Origin of the sequence: Candidatus Lernaella stagnicola, assembly GCA_030765525.1 — a bacterium.
In the GTDB taxonomy this organism is placed as follows: domain Bacteria; phylum Lernaellota; class Lernaellaia; order Lernaellales; family Lernaellaceae; genus Lernaella; species Lernaella stagnicola.
Map to the genome: position 1 here is coordinate 64,901 of JAVCCK010000031.1, position 15,417 is coordinate 80,317.

General features: G+C 60.7%; 18 protein-coding genes. 7 read left to right on the forward strand and 11 right to left on the reverse strand.

The annotated features are described in order from the left end of the window. Window positions 1-105: 105 nt before the first annotated feature. Complete coding sequence (locus P9L99_14530; GenBank protein ID MDP8224574.1) at window positions 106-456, reverse strand: PilZ domain-containing protein; 351 nt, start codon at window positions 454-456, stop codon at window positions 106-108. 176 nt (window positions 457-632) lie between these two features. Beyond that, on the reverse strand, window positions 633-1,370 hold the full coding sequence (locus P9L99_14535) for a hypothetical protein (GenBank protein ID MDP8224575.1): 738 nt from the start codon (window positions 1,368-1,370) through the stop codon (window positions 633-635). 214 nt (window positions 1,371-1,584) lie between these two features. Between P9L99_14535 and P9L99_14540 the strand changes: the two genes are divergently transcribed. Continuing rightward, window positions 1,585-2,508, forward strand: coding sequence for a lysophospholipid acyltransferase family protein (locus P9L99_14540; protein MDP8224576.1), 924 nt, complete (start codon window positions 1,585-1,587; stop codon window positions 2,506-2,508). Continuing rightward, complete coding sequence (locus P9L99_14545) at window positions 2,475-3,704, forward strand: NAD-dependent epimerase/dehydratase family protein (protein MDP8224577.1); 1,230 nt, start codon at window positions 2,475-2,477, stop codon at window positions 3,702-3,704. The genes P9L99_14540 and P9L99_14545 overlap by 34 nt, the downstream gene beginning before the upstream one ends. A gap of 58 nt (window positions 3,705-3,762) precedes the next feature. Here P9L99_14545 and P9L99_14550 read toward each other — a convergent pair whose 3' ends face one another. Further along, window positions 3,763-4,191, reverse strand: coding sequence for a hypothetical protein (locus tag P9L99_14550; GenBank protein ID MDP8224578.1), 429 nt, complete (start codon window positions 4,189-4,191; stop codon window positions 3,763-3,765). Between the two features lie 122 nt (window positions 4,192-4,313). Here P9L99_14550 and P9L99_14555 point away from each other — a divergent pair, with 122 nt between their 5' ends. After that, window positions 4,314-4,586 carry a hypothetical protein gene (locus P9L99_14555; GenBank protein ID MDP8224579.1) on the forward strand — a complete coding sequence of 91 codons (273 nt, stop codon included), beginning with the start codon at window positions 4,314-4,316 and terminating at the stop codon, window positions 4,584-4,586. 77 nt (window positions 4,587-4,663) lie between these two features. Here P9L99_14555 and P9L99_14560 read toward each other — a convergent pair whose 3' ends face one another. After that, window positions 4,664-4,831, reverse strand: coding sequence for a 4Fe-4S binding protein (locus P9L99_14560; GenBank protein ID MDP8224580.1), 168 nt, complete (start codon window positions 4,829-4,831; stop codon window positions 4,664-4,666). A gap of 64 nt (window positions 4,832-4,895) precedes the next feature. After that, complete coding sequence (locus tag P9L99_14565; GenBank protein ID MDP8224581.1) at window positions 4,896-5,120, reverse strand: NifU family protein; 225 nt, start codon at window positions 5,118-5,120, stop codon at window positions 4,896-4,898. Between the two features lie 181 nt (window positions 5,121-5,301). Here P9L99_14565 and P9L99_14570 point away from each other — a divergent pair, with 181 nt between their 5' ends. The 3 genes from P9L99_14570 to P9L99_14580 are packed head-to-tail and all read left to right on the forward strand — an operon-like array spanning window position 5,302 to window position 6,665. Then, complete coding sequence (locus tag P9L99_14570) at window positions 5,302-5,796, forward strand: rhodanese-like domain-containing protein (protein MDP8224582.1); 495 nt, start codon at window positions 5,302-5,304, stop codon at window positions 5,794-5,796. Next, the gene (locus tag P9L99_14575) at window positions 5,797-6,273 is read left to right on the forward strand and encodes a MauE/DoxX family redox-associated membrane protein (GenBank protein ID MDP8224583.1); all 477 of its coding nucleotides are present in this window, start codon (window positions 5,797-5,799) and stop codon (window positions 6,271-6,273) included. Beyond that, the gene (locus P9L99_14580; protein ID MDP8224584.1) at window positions 6,270-6,665 is read left to right on the forward strand and encodes a hypothetical protein; all 396 of its coding nucleotides are present in this window, start codon (window positions 6,270-6,272) and stop codon (window positions 6,663-6,665) included. The genes P9L99_14575 and P9L99_14580 overlap by 4 nt, the downstream gene beginning before the upstream one ends. Here P9L99_14580 and P9L99_14585 read toward each other — a convergent pair. Genes P9L99_14585 through P9L99_14595 form a run of 3 tightly spaced genes read right to left on the reverse strand, consistent with a single transcriptional unit; the run spans window position 6,662 to window position 10,082 of the window. Next, a complete protein-coding gene (locus P9L99_14585; protein MDP8224585.1) occupies window positions 6,662-8,167 on the reverse strand; it encodes a glycosyltransferase family 39 protein in 1,506 nt (501 codons plus the stop codon). The genes P9L99_14580 and P9L99_14585 overlap by 4 nt on opposite strands. Further along, entirely contained in the window at window positions 8,164-9,147 is a 984-nt protein-coding gene (locus P9L99_14590) for a lysylphosphatidylglycerol synthase transmembrane domain-containing protein (GenBank protein MDP8224586.1), read from the reverse strand. The genes P9L99_14585 and P9L99_14590 overlap by 4 nt, the downstream gene beginning before the upstream one ends. Beyond that, window positions 9,144-10,082 (reverse strand): glycosyltransferase family 2 protein, encoded by a 939-nt coding sequence (locus P9L99_14595; GenBank protein ID MDP8224587.1) that lies wholly within the window; start codon window positions 10,080-10,082, stop codon window positions 9,144-9,146. Before P9L99_14595 ends, P9L99_14590 begins: the two co-directional genes overlap by 4 nt. A 520-nt stretch (window positions 10,083-10,602) precedes the next feature. Here P9L99_14595 and P9L99_14600 point away from each other — a divergent pair. Next, window positions 10,603-11,553, forward strand: coding sequence for a hypothetical protein (locus P9L99_14600; protein ID MDP8224588.1), 951 nt, complete (start codon window positions 10,603-10,605; stop codon window positions 11,551-11,553). On the opposite strand, the gene P9L99_14605 is transcribed toward P9L99_14600, so the two are convergent. Genes P9L99_14605 through P9L99_14615 form a run of 3 tightly spaced genes read right to left on the reverse strand, consistent with a single transcriptional unit; the run spans window position 11,545 to window position 14,542 of the window. After that, on the reverse strand, window positions 11,545-11,715 hold the full coding sequence (locus P9L99_14605) for a DUF5989 family protein (GenBank protein ID MDP8224589.1): 171 nt from the start codon (window positions 11,713-11,715) through the stop codon (window positions 11,545-11,547). The two genes, P9L99_14600 and P9L99_14605, sit on opposite strands and share 9 nt — an antisense overlap. Then, a complete protein-coding gene (locus tag P9L99_14610; GenBank protein MDP8224590.1) occupies window positions 11,712-12,794 on the reverse strand; it encodes a GDSL-type esterase/lipase family protein in 1,083 nt (360 codons plus the stop codon). The genes P9L99_14605 and P9L99_14610 overlap by 4 nt, the downstream gene beginning before the upstream one ends. Further along, window positions 12,791-14,542 (reverse strand): hypothetical protein, encoded by a 1,752-nt coding sequence (locus P9L99_14615; protein MDP8224591.1) that lies wholly within the window; start codon window positions 14,540-14,542, stop codon window positions 12,791-12,793. Before P9L99_14615 ends, P9L99_14610 begins: the two co-directional genes overlap by 4 nt. Between the last annotated feature and the right edge of the window lie 875 nt (window positions 14,543-15,417).

A 15,417-nucleotide genomic window follows, 5' to 3' on the forward strand; every position in this document is an offset into this window, starting at 1 on the left:
ATATATACGCCGACGTTTCGCCGCGCGCAAGGACAAAAAACGAAATCAAAAAAATATTGCCGCGTCGGGAATATAGCGTTTGGGCGTTCTCTTAGAACCGTGAATCTAACCGGCGAAGTCTTGCAGGAAGCGGTCGAGAATGACGTGGCTGTCGTCGGTCATTTGCTGGAACTGGATGCCGAAGCCGGGCAAGACGGCGTGTCCGTTACGTCCCGGATTGTACCAGGCGACGCGGCCGATCACGCGCACCAGACCGCTCGGCGTGCGAATGCGCAGGTGAAGCCGCAGCCCGGGGTGCAGGCTTTCGGTGGCTTGCAGGAACAGGCCTCCCTGGCTGATGTTGGTGGAAAAAGCGTCGCGGAGATCGCCGCCGGCGGAATACTGCACTTGCAGCATCGAGGGTACCCGCCGGTCGACGCGCATGTTGGCGCTGGTTTTCCGCGTGCGTTTGAACACGATCCCGGTCCTTCACTTTGGGTGCTTTTTTCGAGCCGTCCCCTGCATGGAATTGTTACGACGTCCGAGTCCTCACCTATCTATCGACAAAACCTTGTACGCTCCTTTAAGATTTTCGCACAAGTAGCTGAAATTTTCCAGTTAACTGATTTCGAAACGCGCCGAATCTTCACCGCCTATTTCAAATCCCACCGCACGGTGACGTCGGCCATATAGAGGCGCGAATGCTTGGCGTGTAACCTACGCAGCGCGGCCAAACCCATCTTGTGGCGTTTCGCCGTCTCGTGCAGCAAGCGATCTTCGTTCGGTTCTTTGAGATCCTCCACAAGCAATTCCGTGCGCACTTGCTCCACCGTCGCGCGCGTGCCGAGGATGCGCGTCAACAAGGTGTCGCTGATGCCCTGTTTGGTGCGCTCCTGGCGATCGATCAGGCGAACGTTGACCTCCCACGGGGAACCGCCGGGGATGTCGCCGAAACCCTCCATGTCGCAATTGAGCACTCCAATTGCGGCGGCGAACTCGTCGGCGATGGCTTCGCCGTCAAGAAACACGCGAACTTCCAACCACCGGTCGCGCGCCGGGTCGATTTGTTGGAACAAGGCGATTAACGCATTTTTGGTCGTGGCAACCAGTTCGTCCCGGGTGATTACCGGCGCGATGACCGCGTTCGCGAAGGCGGCGGTGCGTTCCGCCACGGTTTTGAATCGCGGTTTGCTGAGCGTAAATTCGACGGCGCCTTCCATGGTTTCCAAGGGGATGTCGATCCACGGCACGTTGAGTGTTACCGGCGTCTTTTCCGGTTTCGGAGTGGCCGGTTGGTCGCCTTGCCAATTGCGCAGGACGAAGTATTTGCCGAGGGCGGCAATTAGAATAAGTAGGGCTACGCCGATGATTTTCTCACGCCACGATCTCATGAGGTCGCCTTTTTGTTGGACGTCAATGTAGGCGCTGGCCATCTCGACGGCAAGCGATACTCGGCTTGGGAGAGCGTCGGTGCTGGAAGGGAGGGCCGATCGCCAGCCAACTTATTGAAAACAGGTAGAAATCCCATTAAATACGTATTGACATTATCCAAAGGCGCCCGTTATTATATTTTCTTACGGGGATATTCATCCAAGAGGAACGAAAATGGACCCGCGCAAAAGGGATCGTGCGCTCGAGATCGCGCAAAAATTGCTGCCGCCGGAAGAGTTTGATCGCATTTTGGGGATCGAAATCCACGATCTCGGATTCGGCTTCGACCAATTCGGTATGGAACGGGAATCCGCGATTTTAGCCTATTCCGTGTTGCGCTTTTTTCATAAAAACTACTTCCGCGTCGAAAGCGGAGACACGCACAACATCCCGTCCAAGGGCCCGGCGCTGATCGTCTGCAACCATTCGGGCACCTTGCCTTTCGATGCCGCCATCACCGCGACCGACGTGGTGGTCAACACCGATCCACCGCGTCCTTTGCGCGCCATCGTCGATAATTTTGCGGGTTTCCTGCCTTTCATCAACGTGTTCTTTTACCGCGTGGGGCAAGTGATCGGACACCGCCGCAATTTCCGCGATTTGCTCGAGGCGGGCGAACTGGTCGGCGTGTGGCCCGAAGGCACGCGCGGCCTCGGCAAGCCCTTCTCGCAACGATATAACCTGATGAAATTCGCGGTCGGCTTCGTGGAGTTGTCTCTGGCGCATCGAGCGCCGATCGTGCCCACGGCGCTCATCGGCGCCGAGGAACAGATGCCCATGGCCACCAACCTCAAGCCCTTGGCGCGGGCGTTCGGATTCCCGTACTTCCCAATCCCGGCATTGTTGCCGCTTCTCGGGCCGCTGGCGTTTCTGCCGCTGCCGACCAAGTACCATATCTACTACGGGGAACCGATTCACTACTACGAGGAGTACGGCCCCGAAACCATCGATGACCCCGAAACCATTCGCATGTTGGCCGACAAGGTGCAGTTGGTAGTGCAAGACATGATTAATAAAGGTCTGCAGAAGAGAACCAGCGTCTTCGGCTTCGAGGAGGATTTGCCATGGCACCAAGCCGAAAAAGCAAAGAGAAGTTAATCGACGGCTTGCTCTCCAAATCCAGCAAGTCGCTTGCGGACGATTTTCGCGACTCGATGGCCGCCCCAGATAGCGGCAACGGTCGCCGGAAGAAGAAAGCCAAAAAACGGACGGCGGCGCCCAAGGCTTCGCTGCTCGGCCGTAGCGTCTCGACGCCGGCGAAGCCGCGAAAGAAGAAGGCGGTCTCGCCGCCGGTGGAAGCGGTCGAAAGTAAGCCGAAGCCGAAAAAGCGAGCGCGTCGCCGGGGCGATAAAAAGCTCAACATTCTGATTACCGGTGTAACGACCAGTATCGGCCGCAACCTCGTCATGCACCTGATTAATAACAAGAGGGTAGGGATCGTTCTCGGCGTCGCCCAACGCGACAAGCCCTACTACTTCAATGATTTGCCGAAAGACAAATTCATCTACCGCCGCTGCAACATTCTCAAGCCGCGGGAACTGCGCAATCTGTTTTTATCCAGAGCGTTTCGCAACGCCCAGATCAACACCGTCGTACACCTGGCGTTCCACAACCAACCGCTTCGCGGCGAGGACATCCACCGGCTTAACGTCGAGGGCACACGCGACTTGCTCAAGAAGTGCATCGACACGCCCGGCATCGTCAAATTCGTCTTCAAGGGTTCCGACGTCGTCTACAAGCTGACGCCGCACAATCCGATTTACCTGGACGAAAACGCGCCGCTCAATTTCGACCCGAATGTGGATCAGTGGATCAAAGACCGGGTCGACGCCGATATGATCTGCCGCAGCTTTATGGATAACCGGCGTGTAAAAATCGTCATTTTGCGCATGAGCAACATCATCGGCCGTAACATCAACGGGCAGTTCAACGCCTACTTCGATTCACGGCCCGTGATTAAAACTTTGGGCTTCAACCCCATGGTTAACCTGCTGCACATGAAGGATGTTATTCAGGCCATTACCTTGGCGCTGGAGAAAAACCTGCAGGGTATCTACAACATCGCCGGGCGCGACACCGCGCCGATTACGACGTTCACCCGCCTCAATGGCCGGCGTTTGGTCAGCCTGCCTGAGCCGCTCATGTCTTCTTTTAATTGGATGCAACGCAAGCTGGGACTCACCCGGTACTACTACTCAGTCGACAAGGATCGGCAGAAGTACACCGCGTTGCTCGACATCTCCAAAGCGCAACGAGAACTCGGTTACCGGCCCGAAGGGCGCATCGAGTTTTAACCGGCGACGCGCCTTTGCCCGAACCCATTTAACGGTGGGAATGATTTCAGTCGCGGGGTCATTGTGCCTGGCGGCCGCCGACCAATTCGCCTTCGTAATAGAAGTCGTACCACTGGCACGCGCGCACGGTCCACACGCCCTTCAGGACGTCATCTTCCATGGTCCCGGAAAAACGCATGTGACCCATTTCCGGGCAGCGCTGGTCGGTGAACGTTCCGTCGAAAACCAGGGTGTCACCGATCACCGCACCTTCGAAAGTCGAGTAGAAAACGCCGCGCGTTTCGCCGCTGTAGACGCCTTCGGCCTCGATGTTGAGCCTGACGTACATGTCGTCGCCCTCTTCATCCGGAGAGTCGTCGGCGAACACGTAATCGTACGCGTCCCAATCTTCCTTCGGGTGGTCGTAGGTGTAGCCGTTGAAATTCACGTCGCAAGCCACCGCGACCAGCAGAATTATGGCAACCGAAAGGCTTACTGCAAAACGCATCGTTACCTCCGCAGAAAACGCGGTCAACTTAAGCCATCGCCCGCCGTGCCGCAAGCGCCCTGGACATCGAGCGTGCGGCGCGGTATCCGGTAGCGACACACAGCCAACCAGGGAGAGAACCCATGCGTAACCGTAAATCACAAGTCCTGTTGATTCTCGTGGCGATCTTGCTCGGTCTCAACGTGCTGGTTACCGTCGTCGACTGGTTCGTCGCCACGCCCGAAGCGCAGGCGAATATCGTGTCGGGCAAAAACTGGTTTACCACGACCAGCGAAGACGGCCACCGGGTGTATATGTGGCAGTACTGGAACAATGGAGTGGGCGAACACGCCGAAGGACAGATCAAATACTACGGCGAGATCGCTGTCGGTGGGGAGTTCCAGGGGCCCAAGTGAGCGTTAGTTAAAACGAACGACCGAACGGTCCGCGCGGGATCGTTCGGTCGTTGATGAGCCGCAGCGAGGCGTTCCGGTTACTCCGCCGAAATGGCGTCAACCGGGCACACTTCGACGCACGCTCCGCAATCGATGCACGTTTTCGGATCGATCACGTAGGGCTCGCCTTCTTTGATGGCGTCGACCGGGCATTCCGGCGCGCAGGAACCACACGAGATGCATTCGCTCGAGATCTTATGAGCCATCGATTAACTCCTTCGTGGACGGTATGGCATGATAGTCTTCACGTGTGAGACCGGAAGCTTACAACTAGGCGGTCACAACGGTGATGTTGGGATCAACTTCCTCACGCAGGGTTCGCTCGACGCCGAGTTTCAGCGTCATCTGGGCACCGGGGCAGCCCTTGCAGGCTCCCTGCAGCCGCACTTTGGCGGATTTGGTGTTTTCATCGAAATCAATAAGTTCGATATCGCCGCCATCCCGCTGCAGGAAGGGGCGGATTTTCTCGATGGTGGCTTCCACTTTTTCTTTCATGTTGTCTTCCTCGTGCCTGGTGGCAGATGCCTGATTAAACTTATCCATACCTCTAAGCATATGGATCGGGCGTGTCAAGCAGCTAGTGGTTGGATTGGGCGAAGTGTTCCTTGCCAACAGCCTCTCAATCACTATACTTTTTTGAGATTCGGGCGTACCGGATAACGGCATGAGGTAGACATTGTCAAACTGGAAGCACACCATCATCACCGCCGCAATTATTGTCGCAGTCGCTTGCGTGTTCGCGCTGGCAACCAATGCCGCGCGCTCCGATGGTATTCCGTTGATTCGGCCGGAAATCGTCGCTTCGGATGCCAACGGGCCGATTATCTCGCTCGCTCGCGCCAAGGAGCTGTACGACCGGGGCGTGCCGTTCATCGATTCGCGTTCCCCTCAAGAGTACCGCGCCGGTCACATCCGGAACGCGCGGCTGCTTTTTTACTCTCACGTCGAGGAAGATTGGGAACTCGTGATGGCCGGCATCGCGCTAGCCGATGAAGTCGCCGTCTATTGCAGCGGGGAGGGGTGCAACAGCTCGTACCTCGTGGCCGACCACCTGATGAACGTCGGGTACGAAAAGGTATTCGTGTTTCACGGGGGCTGGCCGGAATGGTCGGCGGCGGGATACCCGGTGAACGGACAACGGCAAGAATTGCAGCTCTACAAGATGGAATAGATGAAGAAACTCCAAACCATACTCATAAACCCCTGGCTTATCTTTCCCTTGCGATGGCTGATCGGCGGTCTGTTTTTGGTGGCGGCAGTACCGAAGATTATGGACCCGGACGCTTTTTCGCTCGCCGTGGACAACTACCGTTTCCTGCCCCGTCAGTTCGTTAATCTGTGGGCATTGTTCCTGCCGTGGACGGAATTATTCGTTGGCCTGTTCTTGGTGATGGGACCCGGCGGGCGTCGACCCTTCCATCGGCTGACCGAAGCCGCAGCTTTGCTATCCGCGCTGATGTACTTCTCATTTTTTACGGCGCTATCCTGGGCGTTGGCGCATGGCTTCGATATTTCCTGTGGTTGTTTCCGGCCGGAAGGCGGCACGGACACGATTAGTTGGTTCTACTTGTTGCGTGATTCCTCTCTGTTCGTGGCCAGTCTGATCGTGATATCCTATCACCCTAAAATGGTGGCGAAAGCACAATGAAACGTTCGACTATTTGGTATTGGGCGGTTCTCGGCGCGTGGTTGCTGGTGGCTCTGGTGGGCGTGTTCGCCTGTAGTAGCGACGATGACGACGACGATGACGATTTCGATTTCGGCGACGACGACGCCTCCGGGGACGATGACGACGACAACGCCTCCACCGGTGATTGCGCGGACTATGCGGATGAGTTTTTCGGCGAAACAGGTTGCTTTCCCGACAACGGCATCTACTTATCGACGCTGCAAATGTGTCAAGACGTGGAGGAAAGCGGCAGCGCGAACGTGCAGGATTTCTTCCTATGCCTGGCGGGCATCGATTGCGACGCCTTCGCGGAATTGATCGAACTGTACGACGCGATCACTTTCTGCTTCGACCAGTTGCCGAGCAGCTAAAGCCGCGATACGCCGGCCAGTGCATACACTTCAATCGTGTGCATCCGCCCGCGCTTGCCGTAGGGACCCCGGTCGTGGGCGACGCGCGGCAGCGCCTGCAGCAACCCGCCCCATTCCGGATGCGCGGCCTGTTGTTCGTCCTCCACACACAGCACCAACCAACGCGCGCCGCGATCGATGTACGTGCGTAACGTGTCCGGCTTCAGCGAGCGGTCGTGCCACCCCCGCCGATGCGCCGCGTAGATCGCCTGGTTCTTGCGCGTCACGCCGGGGTCGATCACGAGGATCAAATCGTCATGTCGGCTGACTTCGCGCACGAGCTGCCCGGCCCGGTGGCTGGATAGGTCGAGACGAAACGCGCTGCGTACGTACAGAGTCGACCACGCTGCGAACGCGATGAGGATCAGCGCGACGAAACGGCGGTCCAGACGACCGGCCAACTCGCCCAGGCCGATGCCCGCCAACGCCGCAAACACCGGTAAGAAGGGAAGCTGGTAGTAATCGTGCATCCGGTTGCCGTCGCGCACCAGCAGTAGGTATGCGAATGCGGCCAACAACCAAGCCGCTGCCACCCCGCATCGACGCCGCGAGGCGGGCCACACCAGCGCAATACCCGCCAGTAATGCCACGACGGGAGTGGCCATCTGATCGAAAACCCGAGCCTGCAATTTGAACCAGAACGCGCCGCTCCATAGCAGCGAGATCGGCCCCCAAAGATGTTCGGCGGTCAACGGATTGCCGCCTTCGGTGACGTTGCCCAACGTGCCCACACCGGCCGCGTGCCAGACCCAAAGCAGCGGCGGACCGACCGCGACGACGGCAAAAACGGTCAGCCGCCAGTCGATCAACGATTTCCAACCGCCGCGGGCGATCTGCAAAACCAGCAAGGCCAAGCCGACGTGCAACGCGAAGGGCTTGAACAATCCGGCGAGCATCACGGCGAGCGCCGCAGTAAGAAGGGTGCGCGTCGATCCGGTGCGCAGCCAGGCGTCGTAACGTTCGACCGCCGCCACGAGCATCGCCACCATCCACATGTCGGACATGATGGCCCGGCCGTAAAACCAACCGAATGGCGATATCAAAAAGAAGAACGCCGCAAACACGCCGGCGGCCTCATCCGCGTTGCGACGCACGAGGCGATACAGCCACCACGCGCCGAGCAGCGACGCCGCGATGGAAAGCAGCCGCGCGAGCGCTTCGTAGGGGCCGAAAAAGCGGGCGAGCAGGGCCGCGGCGACGTGGTACAGCGGCGCTTCCTCGGCTTCGACGCGCGGGCCGGTATCGGCGCCCTCCAGCACGTCCCATTGCGGATGCAGCGGGTCGATGCCTTCTTCGACGAAGTGTCGAATCACCGTAGCCGCGCTGACTTGGTTCCACGAGTGCCGGTCGGCGATGGGGGCGGTCAGGTTCCACAACCGCACGATGAAACCAATCGCCAAAACAACGAGCAAGGCGCGCCGCGCGAAATCCGGATCACTGCGCAGGCGTTGCAGCCAGGTCATGTTCCGCTGCCTTCCCCGGTGTCATCATCCGGCGGGACCGGCGGTCGATGGCGTACCGTCAACATCGCGCCGACGAGTTCGTTGCCGGTCCACTGCAGACGCCCCAACACGGCGGCGGCGCCCGCGACGGCCAGCGGCACGCCCCACAGGGTCAGCAACGCGGTCAGCACGCCTTCCCGAATGCCGATACCCCCGGGCGTGATGAACGATAGGAAGCCGACCGCCCAGGAAACGGTGAACGCGGCCACGATTTTGAATGCCAGGGCGTTGTCATCGATGCCGAGGGACACCATCAGCAGCCAAGCCGACAGTGCGTACAGGCCCCATCCCACCACGTACCCCATGCCCAGCAGCAGCATCCGGCCGTAGGTGATCTCAAAGTGTACGGGCTCCCGCTTCACCATGCGCAGGCCGCGGTTGACGACCCACTGCAACAGCCGCGGGTGCATACCCACGAAGGTCGCCGGCACTAGCGCCAGCACGACCCAGCGCAACGAACGGCCGTCGCCGAACCAGTGAATTTTATCCGCCAGCATGTCCCACACGCTCGCGGGGAAACCGATCGACGACAGCAGCGCCACGAGCACCGCCGCGCCGGTCATCAGCGCCAGTTCAAGATAGATGGCCATCATCGTGCGGGTGAGTGTGACTCCCCGCCGCTTGAGTAAGGTGTAACGCATCAGCGGCAGCATCACACGACCGGGCACGTATTTGGCGACCTGGCTCGTGTACCAAACCGCTTGCGCTTCCCAAAAGGGCACCGGCCCCGCCACGCCGCTTAGGATCACCGACCAACAGGCGGATTGCTGAAAAAACTGCGCGAGCACCAGCAGCGTCGAAAGCAAAAAGGGCAGGACGTGAAACGCGAACTCTACGTCGCGCAACTTGTTCGCGTTGCGGTAAATCGCCAGTGTCAGAAACACGAGAATGGCCGCGACGACGACGGCCTTGAAGGCGGTTTTCAGATACGGTTTTTTCATTCGAGTCGCTGGCGTATCGAATACCCGGGACGCGATCCGGCGCTGATACGCGTGAACATCTCACCGAGCAGACCCAAGGAAATGAACTGAATCCCCATGATGACAAACAGCACGCCGAACATCAGCAACGGGCGGTTGCCGATGGGGCGCATACCCATGAACCACAGCGCGGTGAGATAGAGCAGAATCGCCGCGCCGATTCCCGAGAAAGTGAAACCCGCCGCGCCGAACAAATGCGCCGGTCGCCTGAAATAGCGCGTCAGGAAAAGCACCGTCAACAAATCGGCCGCGCCGCGGGTGAAACGCTCGATGCCGTACTTGCTTTTGCCCGCGTGCCGCGCGTGATGTTTGACCGGTATCTCGCCCACGCGGAAGCGATACTCCGCCGCCAGCGCCGGCAGGAAGCGGTGCATCTCGCCGTATACGTCGATCGCCTCGATCACCTCGCGCCGGTAGCATTTAAAGCCGCAGTTGAAATCATGCAGCGGCACCCCGGTGGCCACCCGCGTGAACCAATTGAACACCTTGCTCGGCAAGGTTTTACCCAGCGGATCGTGCCGCACTTTCTTCCACCCCGAAACGAGGTCGTAACCTTCGTCGAGCTTGGCGAGAAACGCGGGGATCTCCTCCGGGTCGTCCTGCAGATCCGCGTCCATCGTAAAAACGATTTGCCCCCGCGCCTCGGTGAACCCGGCCGACAGCGCCGCGCTCTTGCCGAAATTGCCGCGGAAACGAACGACCCGCACGTGCTCGCGATCCTCGCCGTGCAACTGTTCGAGAACCGAAAAAGAATCGTCGCGGGAACCGTCATCGATAAACAAAATCTCGTACGGGCGGCCCACGTCGGCCAGTACCGCACTCAGGCGTTCGTGCAACGGGCGAAGGTTTTCTTGCTCGTCAAACAACGGCACAAGGATCGTAATCTCAACGGCCACGCGCGTTTCCTTTCTTCACCAGGAGTTGCCGATGAATTAGCACGATTACCAACCCAATTCAACAAACCACCCGCCAGGCTGAGCCTGGACCCGAAACCGCGTGCATCCGACGACTATGCCGTCACGGCGACCGGCGTCTTCGCCGCCTTGGCGAGCCCGAGCATTACGTAAGGGCTCACGCATCACGTAGGGGCGGGCCCCCGCGCCCGGCAACGGGGCGTCGGACCAACAGAATCAGTGGTACCGTAACTGGGGTCAGGTCACGGGCACAGAGTATCTCAATTCTTAGAATAATAACAAAAATGACCGCGCGGCCTTTTGGAGCGTTTTTCCGGGCACTTGGGGCATCTGGCACTGCGTCGTTTTCTTGGCTAAGATGCGCTCATGCGACTTCGGTGGTTATTGATAGGCGTTTTGACGCTGGTTTTCGCGGCGGCTTGCCGTTCGCCGGAGGCTCCCCCGGCACCGCCGCCGACCGTGCCGACCGTGCCGACCGCGCCGGTGGCTGCGCCCGTCGTCGATGACGCGCGCGCCGGATTACCTTGCGTTTATCGACTCGGAATACCAGCGTTTTTTGGCTTCGGCCCCCACCGAGCCCAGCGCCGTGCGCAGACGGATGCTCGCCTTGCTCGGCCTTGCCGAGCGGTGGCAAGCCCGCGCGAAAACGCCGCTTTTCATCGTGGACACCGACTCGGGCTACGTGATGCGCGACACCGTCCTGCGCGGGACGGCGGTGGCTGTCGGTCGCCCAGTCCGCCCCAACGGCGATGTGGTGGTTTTTGCCCTCGGCCACGGTGAAAACGGCGCGACGGCGTTAGAGTCCCGCATCGCAAAGGCCTTGCTGGACGGGGGGTTTGTCGTGTTCGCCCCCGATCTACCCGCTTGCGACCCGGCCCACGGCGTCGATGAAGCCGTCGCCGCCGACCGCCTGGCGCTGGGTGGTTTCACGCTGACGGGCATGCGCCTTTACCACCTGACGCGGGCCGTCGACCTGGCAATTTACGCCGAAAAACCGAATCAACTCTTCGTCGTGGGCCACTCGGTGGGCGGCAAGTCGGGCGTTGTGATCATCGACGCCCAAACGAACGCGAAAAGCCCGCCGTCGACCGGTGAGGAAACGTTGGCGATTTTGCACCGCATCAAGCGTGACACCCACGTGCCCCGGCGTCCGCTCGAATTGATCGGCCGCACCGTGCCGGGCATGGAAGTGCTGCAAGTGCTTGCTTTGCATCGGTATTTGCGGACCCAGCCCGACATCGACGCCGGACAAATCCGCCTTTCCCCGCGCCTCGGTCAGCGAGACGGCGACCCGGTCGGATCCACCTGGTGGGCCGCGATGCTCGAACCATCCCTGGGCCAAGCGGTCGTGCTGCGGCCGACATCGCCGGACGCGTTGGCGTCGGGTCGCGTGGACGCGATCGTCCCCGGTCTGGCGGCGTTGGGGATGGCCTGCGAGTTGCGCCTAGAATAGCGCGTAGAGAAAGGGCGAGAGCACGGCGCTTTCGGCGAAGAAGATCAAGCCCGCCAGCAGTAGCAACACCACGAGAATCGGCGTCATCCAAACGAGTTTGCGGCGGCGCACGAAGTAAACGAATTCACTGAGGAATCGACGCCACCCAAAATACTCGCTCATCGCGCGGCCTCCAACGGCAGCAGGTGCCGCTCCACTATGAACGCGAAAATCGCCTCGGCGCAAACCTTGTGGCCCAGCACCGAAGGGTGCATCGGATCGAGGAAAAAGGTGCTCATTTCATCCTCGCCGAAATGCGCGTCGTCGTAATCGAGTCGCACCTGCTTGAGGTCGAGCACCGGTACGTCGAGCGTGCGGCCGATCTCGAGCAGGATCGGGTCGCGTTCGAGCCAGTTGCCGTAGGGCGGAAGCAGCAGCAGCACCTTGGCCCCGGCGCCGCGCGAGAGGCGGACGATCTGGGTCAGCGTGAATCGGCGGTCGGCGTCGGGCACCCGCACCGGCAATTTGGTGTGCGGGTCCACCCGGCCGGTCTGCCGCAGGCGGCGTTCAGCGCCCAGCAACGGCGGCGCCAAAATGCGCACCAGGCCACTGCGGCGCAGCGTTGTCCAACCGGGGATCAAAAACCGCCGCTGGTAGACCTCGCGATCGGAAAAGCCGCGTCCGTAACGCGTCGGCTGACCGGCGGCCTGGGCGGTGTCGTCGACGAAGTAGCTGGGTAGGAAGTCGTTTCCCGAGAAATAGACGAGCACCAGATCGGGCGAAAAGCGCAGCCCCTCGCGACGCAGGTAGGTCATCCCCTGAAAGCTCGTGTAACTGGGCAAGCCCGCGTTGATCGCCTCGAACGGCTGCTTGGGATACGCCGCGCGCAGCTTGGCCTCGAGCCGCTGTGTGTAGGTTTCGTCCCGTTCGACGCCCTCGCCGAAGGTGCCCGATTCGCCGATCGACAAAATGCGGATTTCCCCACGCGGCTTTTCCAGCGGGAAGTCGTGGTCCCGCAAGCCAAAGGCGTTGCTGTGGACCTCGCGGCCCTTGACGTCGACCACAGCCCTGGGCGGCATGCGCCAGAAAAGGTGGTCGTCGGCGACGAAACCGCTATGGGCGCTGAAGAAATACAGATCGGGGCGCAGCGCCGGTTCGGTTGCGGTGCGCAGCGCAAGACGGGCGACACCCTCAGCGGCGGCGAAAAACACGACGGCCACGATCACGGCGTAGAGCAGTTGGCGGCGGCGGGGCACATTCACGGCGTTACCTCCGCGCCGACATCGGCGCACACGAGGCGCGCGGTCGTGAAGGGCACGCCGGGTTCGGATGGAAACGGCAACCGGAAGCGTCGGCCCACGGCCGGATCGAACGAGCCGGGTGGCAGGCGGTCGGTGATTTGCGCCGCGACCGGATCGATCGCCTGGCGCGGCAGGGTCACCGGCAAGCGCGGCAGTGTCCCTTGGATGGCGTCCAGCAGGCCGCGCGAGACCTTGGCGCGAAACACGTCCTCGTGGGCATCGGCAAAATCATCGAGCAGCACAAACGCGTCGGGTGCCGGCTCCCATGCCGCAGCCAGGGCGGCTTCCACACCGTTTGGATCATGCGCGTGACCCACGGCAAAAAACAGATCGATCAGCGGCGGGCCGTCCAACGGCAAAAAGAACAGGAAGCGCACGACCTGTTCAGGCGCGCCGAGCATTCGGTCTACCGGGCGGGCGGTATCGCCCAACAGCAGGACACTTTGCGGATTGCAGGCCAACGCCGCCTCGACCAGCGCTTCGGTTTGATCGTCGGCCGCCGGGGGGGGCTCGGGCACGAGGTTCGGGACATCCAACTGAAACGCCCCGGCGTAACGCGTCCGGCCGCGCTCAATGCGCTGGTGGCCCCAGCTCGGCCAGAGGGCGTTGAGGATAAACAGCGCACTACAGGCGGCGATCCACGCGACCAGCGCCAGGCGTCGGCGGCGCGGGGCGGCCAGGTGTTCGAGCCCTTCGACGAGCGCGACCCCGGCGAGGATCGGCAGCGCCGGGGTGAGCGTGGCGAGGTAGAGGAAGTTCTTTTTGTCCAGGAACGACAGCGCGACCAGCGGCACGAGCCACCAGGCGACGATCGCGTAGCGTGACACGTCCGGGCGTCGCGTAAACCAGATCGTCCCGGCCAAGGCGATTACGGCGATCTCGAAAAACACGTTGTGTGTGAAAAAGGCGATGGCGTAAGCGGCCCAGGGCGCCGCGACAGTTTGCGTGGGCAAGGCGTTGGCAAGGCCGCCGCCGGCTTCGCGCCACAGGTAGGGCGTCATGTGGGTCAACCACGGCCAATCCAAAAGCAACGCCAAGGCCGCGACAAAACAGGCCGCGCCAACAAGGCCTCGCCGCCGGCCCGAGCGCAGCGCGGGGGCCAGCAATAACGCGGCCACCGGCAAGATGGTCAAGCCGTTGAGAAACGCCTCGCCGACCGCTTCGCCGCTTTTGACCGCCAGCGCCGTGACCGCACCGGCCGCCGCCGCCCAAACCCACCGCCGGCCGTGCTCGCTGTAAAGCAGCAGGCACACGGCCAGCGCGACCAGCGCCATGTTGGCTGTCAGCGAGGCGTAGTAGCGGCTCCATCCAACGATGCCGGGACAAACCAACGCGGCCGCGAGGACGGCCAATCCCGCCGCCTTGGAATGCAGCTTGGCGCCGATGAAAAAAAGCGCCGTGAGCAGCAGCAGTAGAAAGAGCGTCGGGGCCATCACCATTGCCCGCCAGGAATTGCCGCTGCCGGCCAGCAGCGCCGCGCCGACCAGATGCGTCCACTGGAAATCGACGACCAACCCTTGGGCCCGAAAAAAGTGCACCAGCCCCGACGGGCCCTCGATATGCAGCGTCGCCAGCGCGTTGACGCCGCGGGTGAGCGCGTCGTGGCCGTAGGTGCGCGGCGTGTGGAGCGAGGTGAAGGTCCACGCGTTGATCAGCACCACCAGCGCCAGCAGCGCCGGCAGCAAGACTCGGGCGGTTTTGTCGGTCAATGAAGGGTCCTTGCGCAGTTTAGCCCAGGGTATCTCATCGGCGCGAAGTTGGAAACGCGGGGCGGGCCGATTTATGTTGTGCGGCGCGGTCCCACCACCGTGAAACGGGAAGTTCTCGCCCACCTAAGCCACTGTCGCGCATGGTGCGTGATGGGAAGTCGGCCTCGAACCGGTCGATGTGCATACCGTCCGCGTCTGGTTTTGTGACCTCCTGCTGGGCGAACTGAAGCGAAGCGAAAAATCGCCGCTGCGGCCTCCGGCCGCTGCAACGCAACCCGAGGCCGACGATGTGTAACCAATGTCCTGATAATTAAGTGTTACCCATGTCTTGATTTCTCAAGCAAACGCCCTCAACCCCGGCCGCGAAATGACATCACACCAAACCGTAGGAGCGACTTCAGTCGCGACCGGGCAAGGCCCGGTGCTAGGACCGCGTGCATCTATCGACGATGTTGTTGCAGCGACCGGCGTCTTCGCCGCCTTGGCGAGCTTCACACAAAACCGTAGGAATGCCCGGTGGCATAGTCTCGCCGCTATCGGCGGCGAGGCTGTGCGGCTGGGGAAAAACGGGGACATGTACTTGTTACGTGTCCCGGTTTTCACCCACAAGGAGCGGGGCGGCCGTAGGCCGGAGTGCGGACAGAGTTTTCGACGAAAAGGCCATCCGAATCATCCGCCGTCGAATTGCCCTTTGGCAAATCAGATTATATTTTGATATGATATAGTTAAAAGAATACCCTTCCTTATGTTGTGTCAACCGGATTGAGGATAGGCGGGGACTTATGAAAGCAAGAATACTAATTGCGCAAATAATTGTGTTGATTCTTTTCTCTTTTCTCCTCGTCTCCTGCGCCGGTGACGACAATGACGATGAC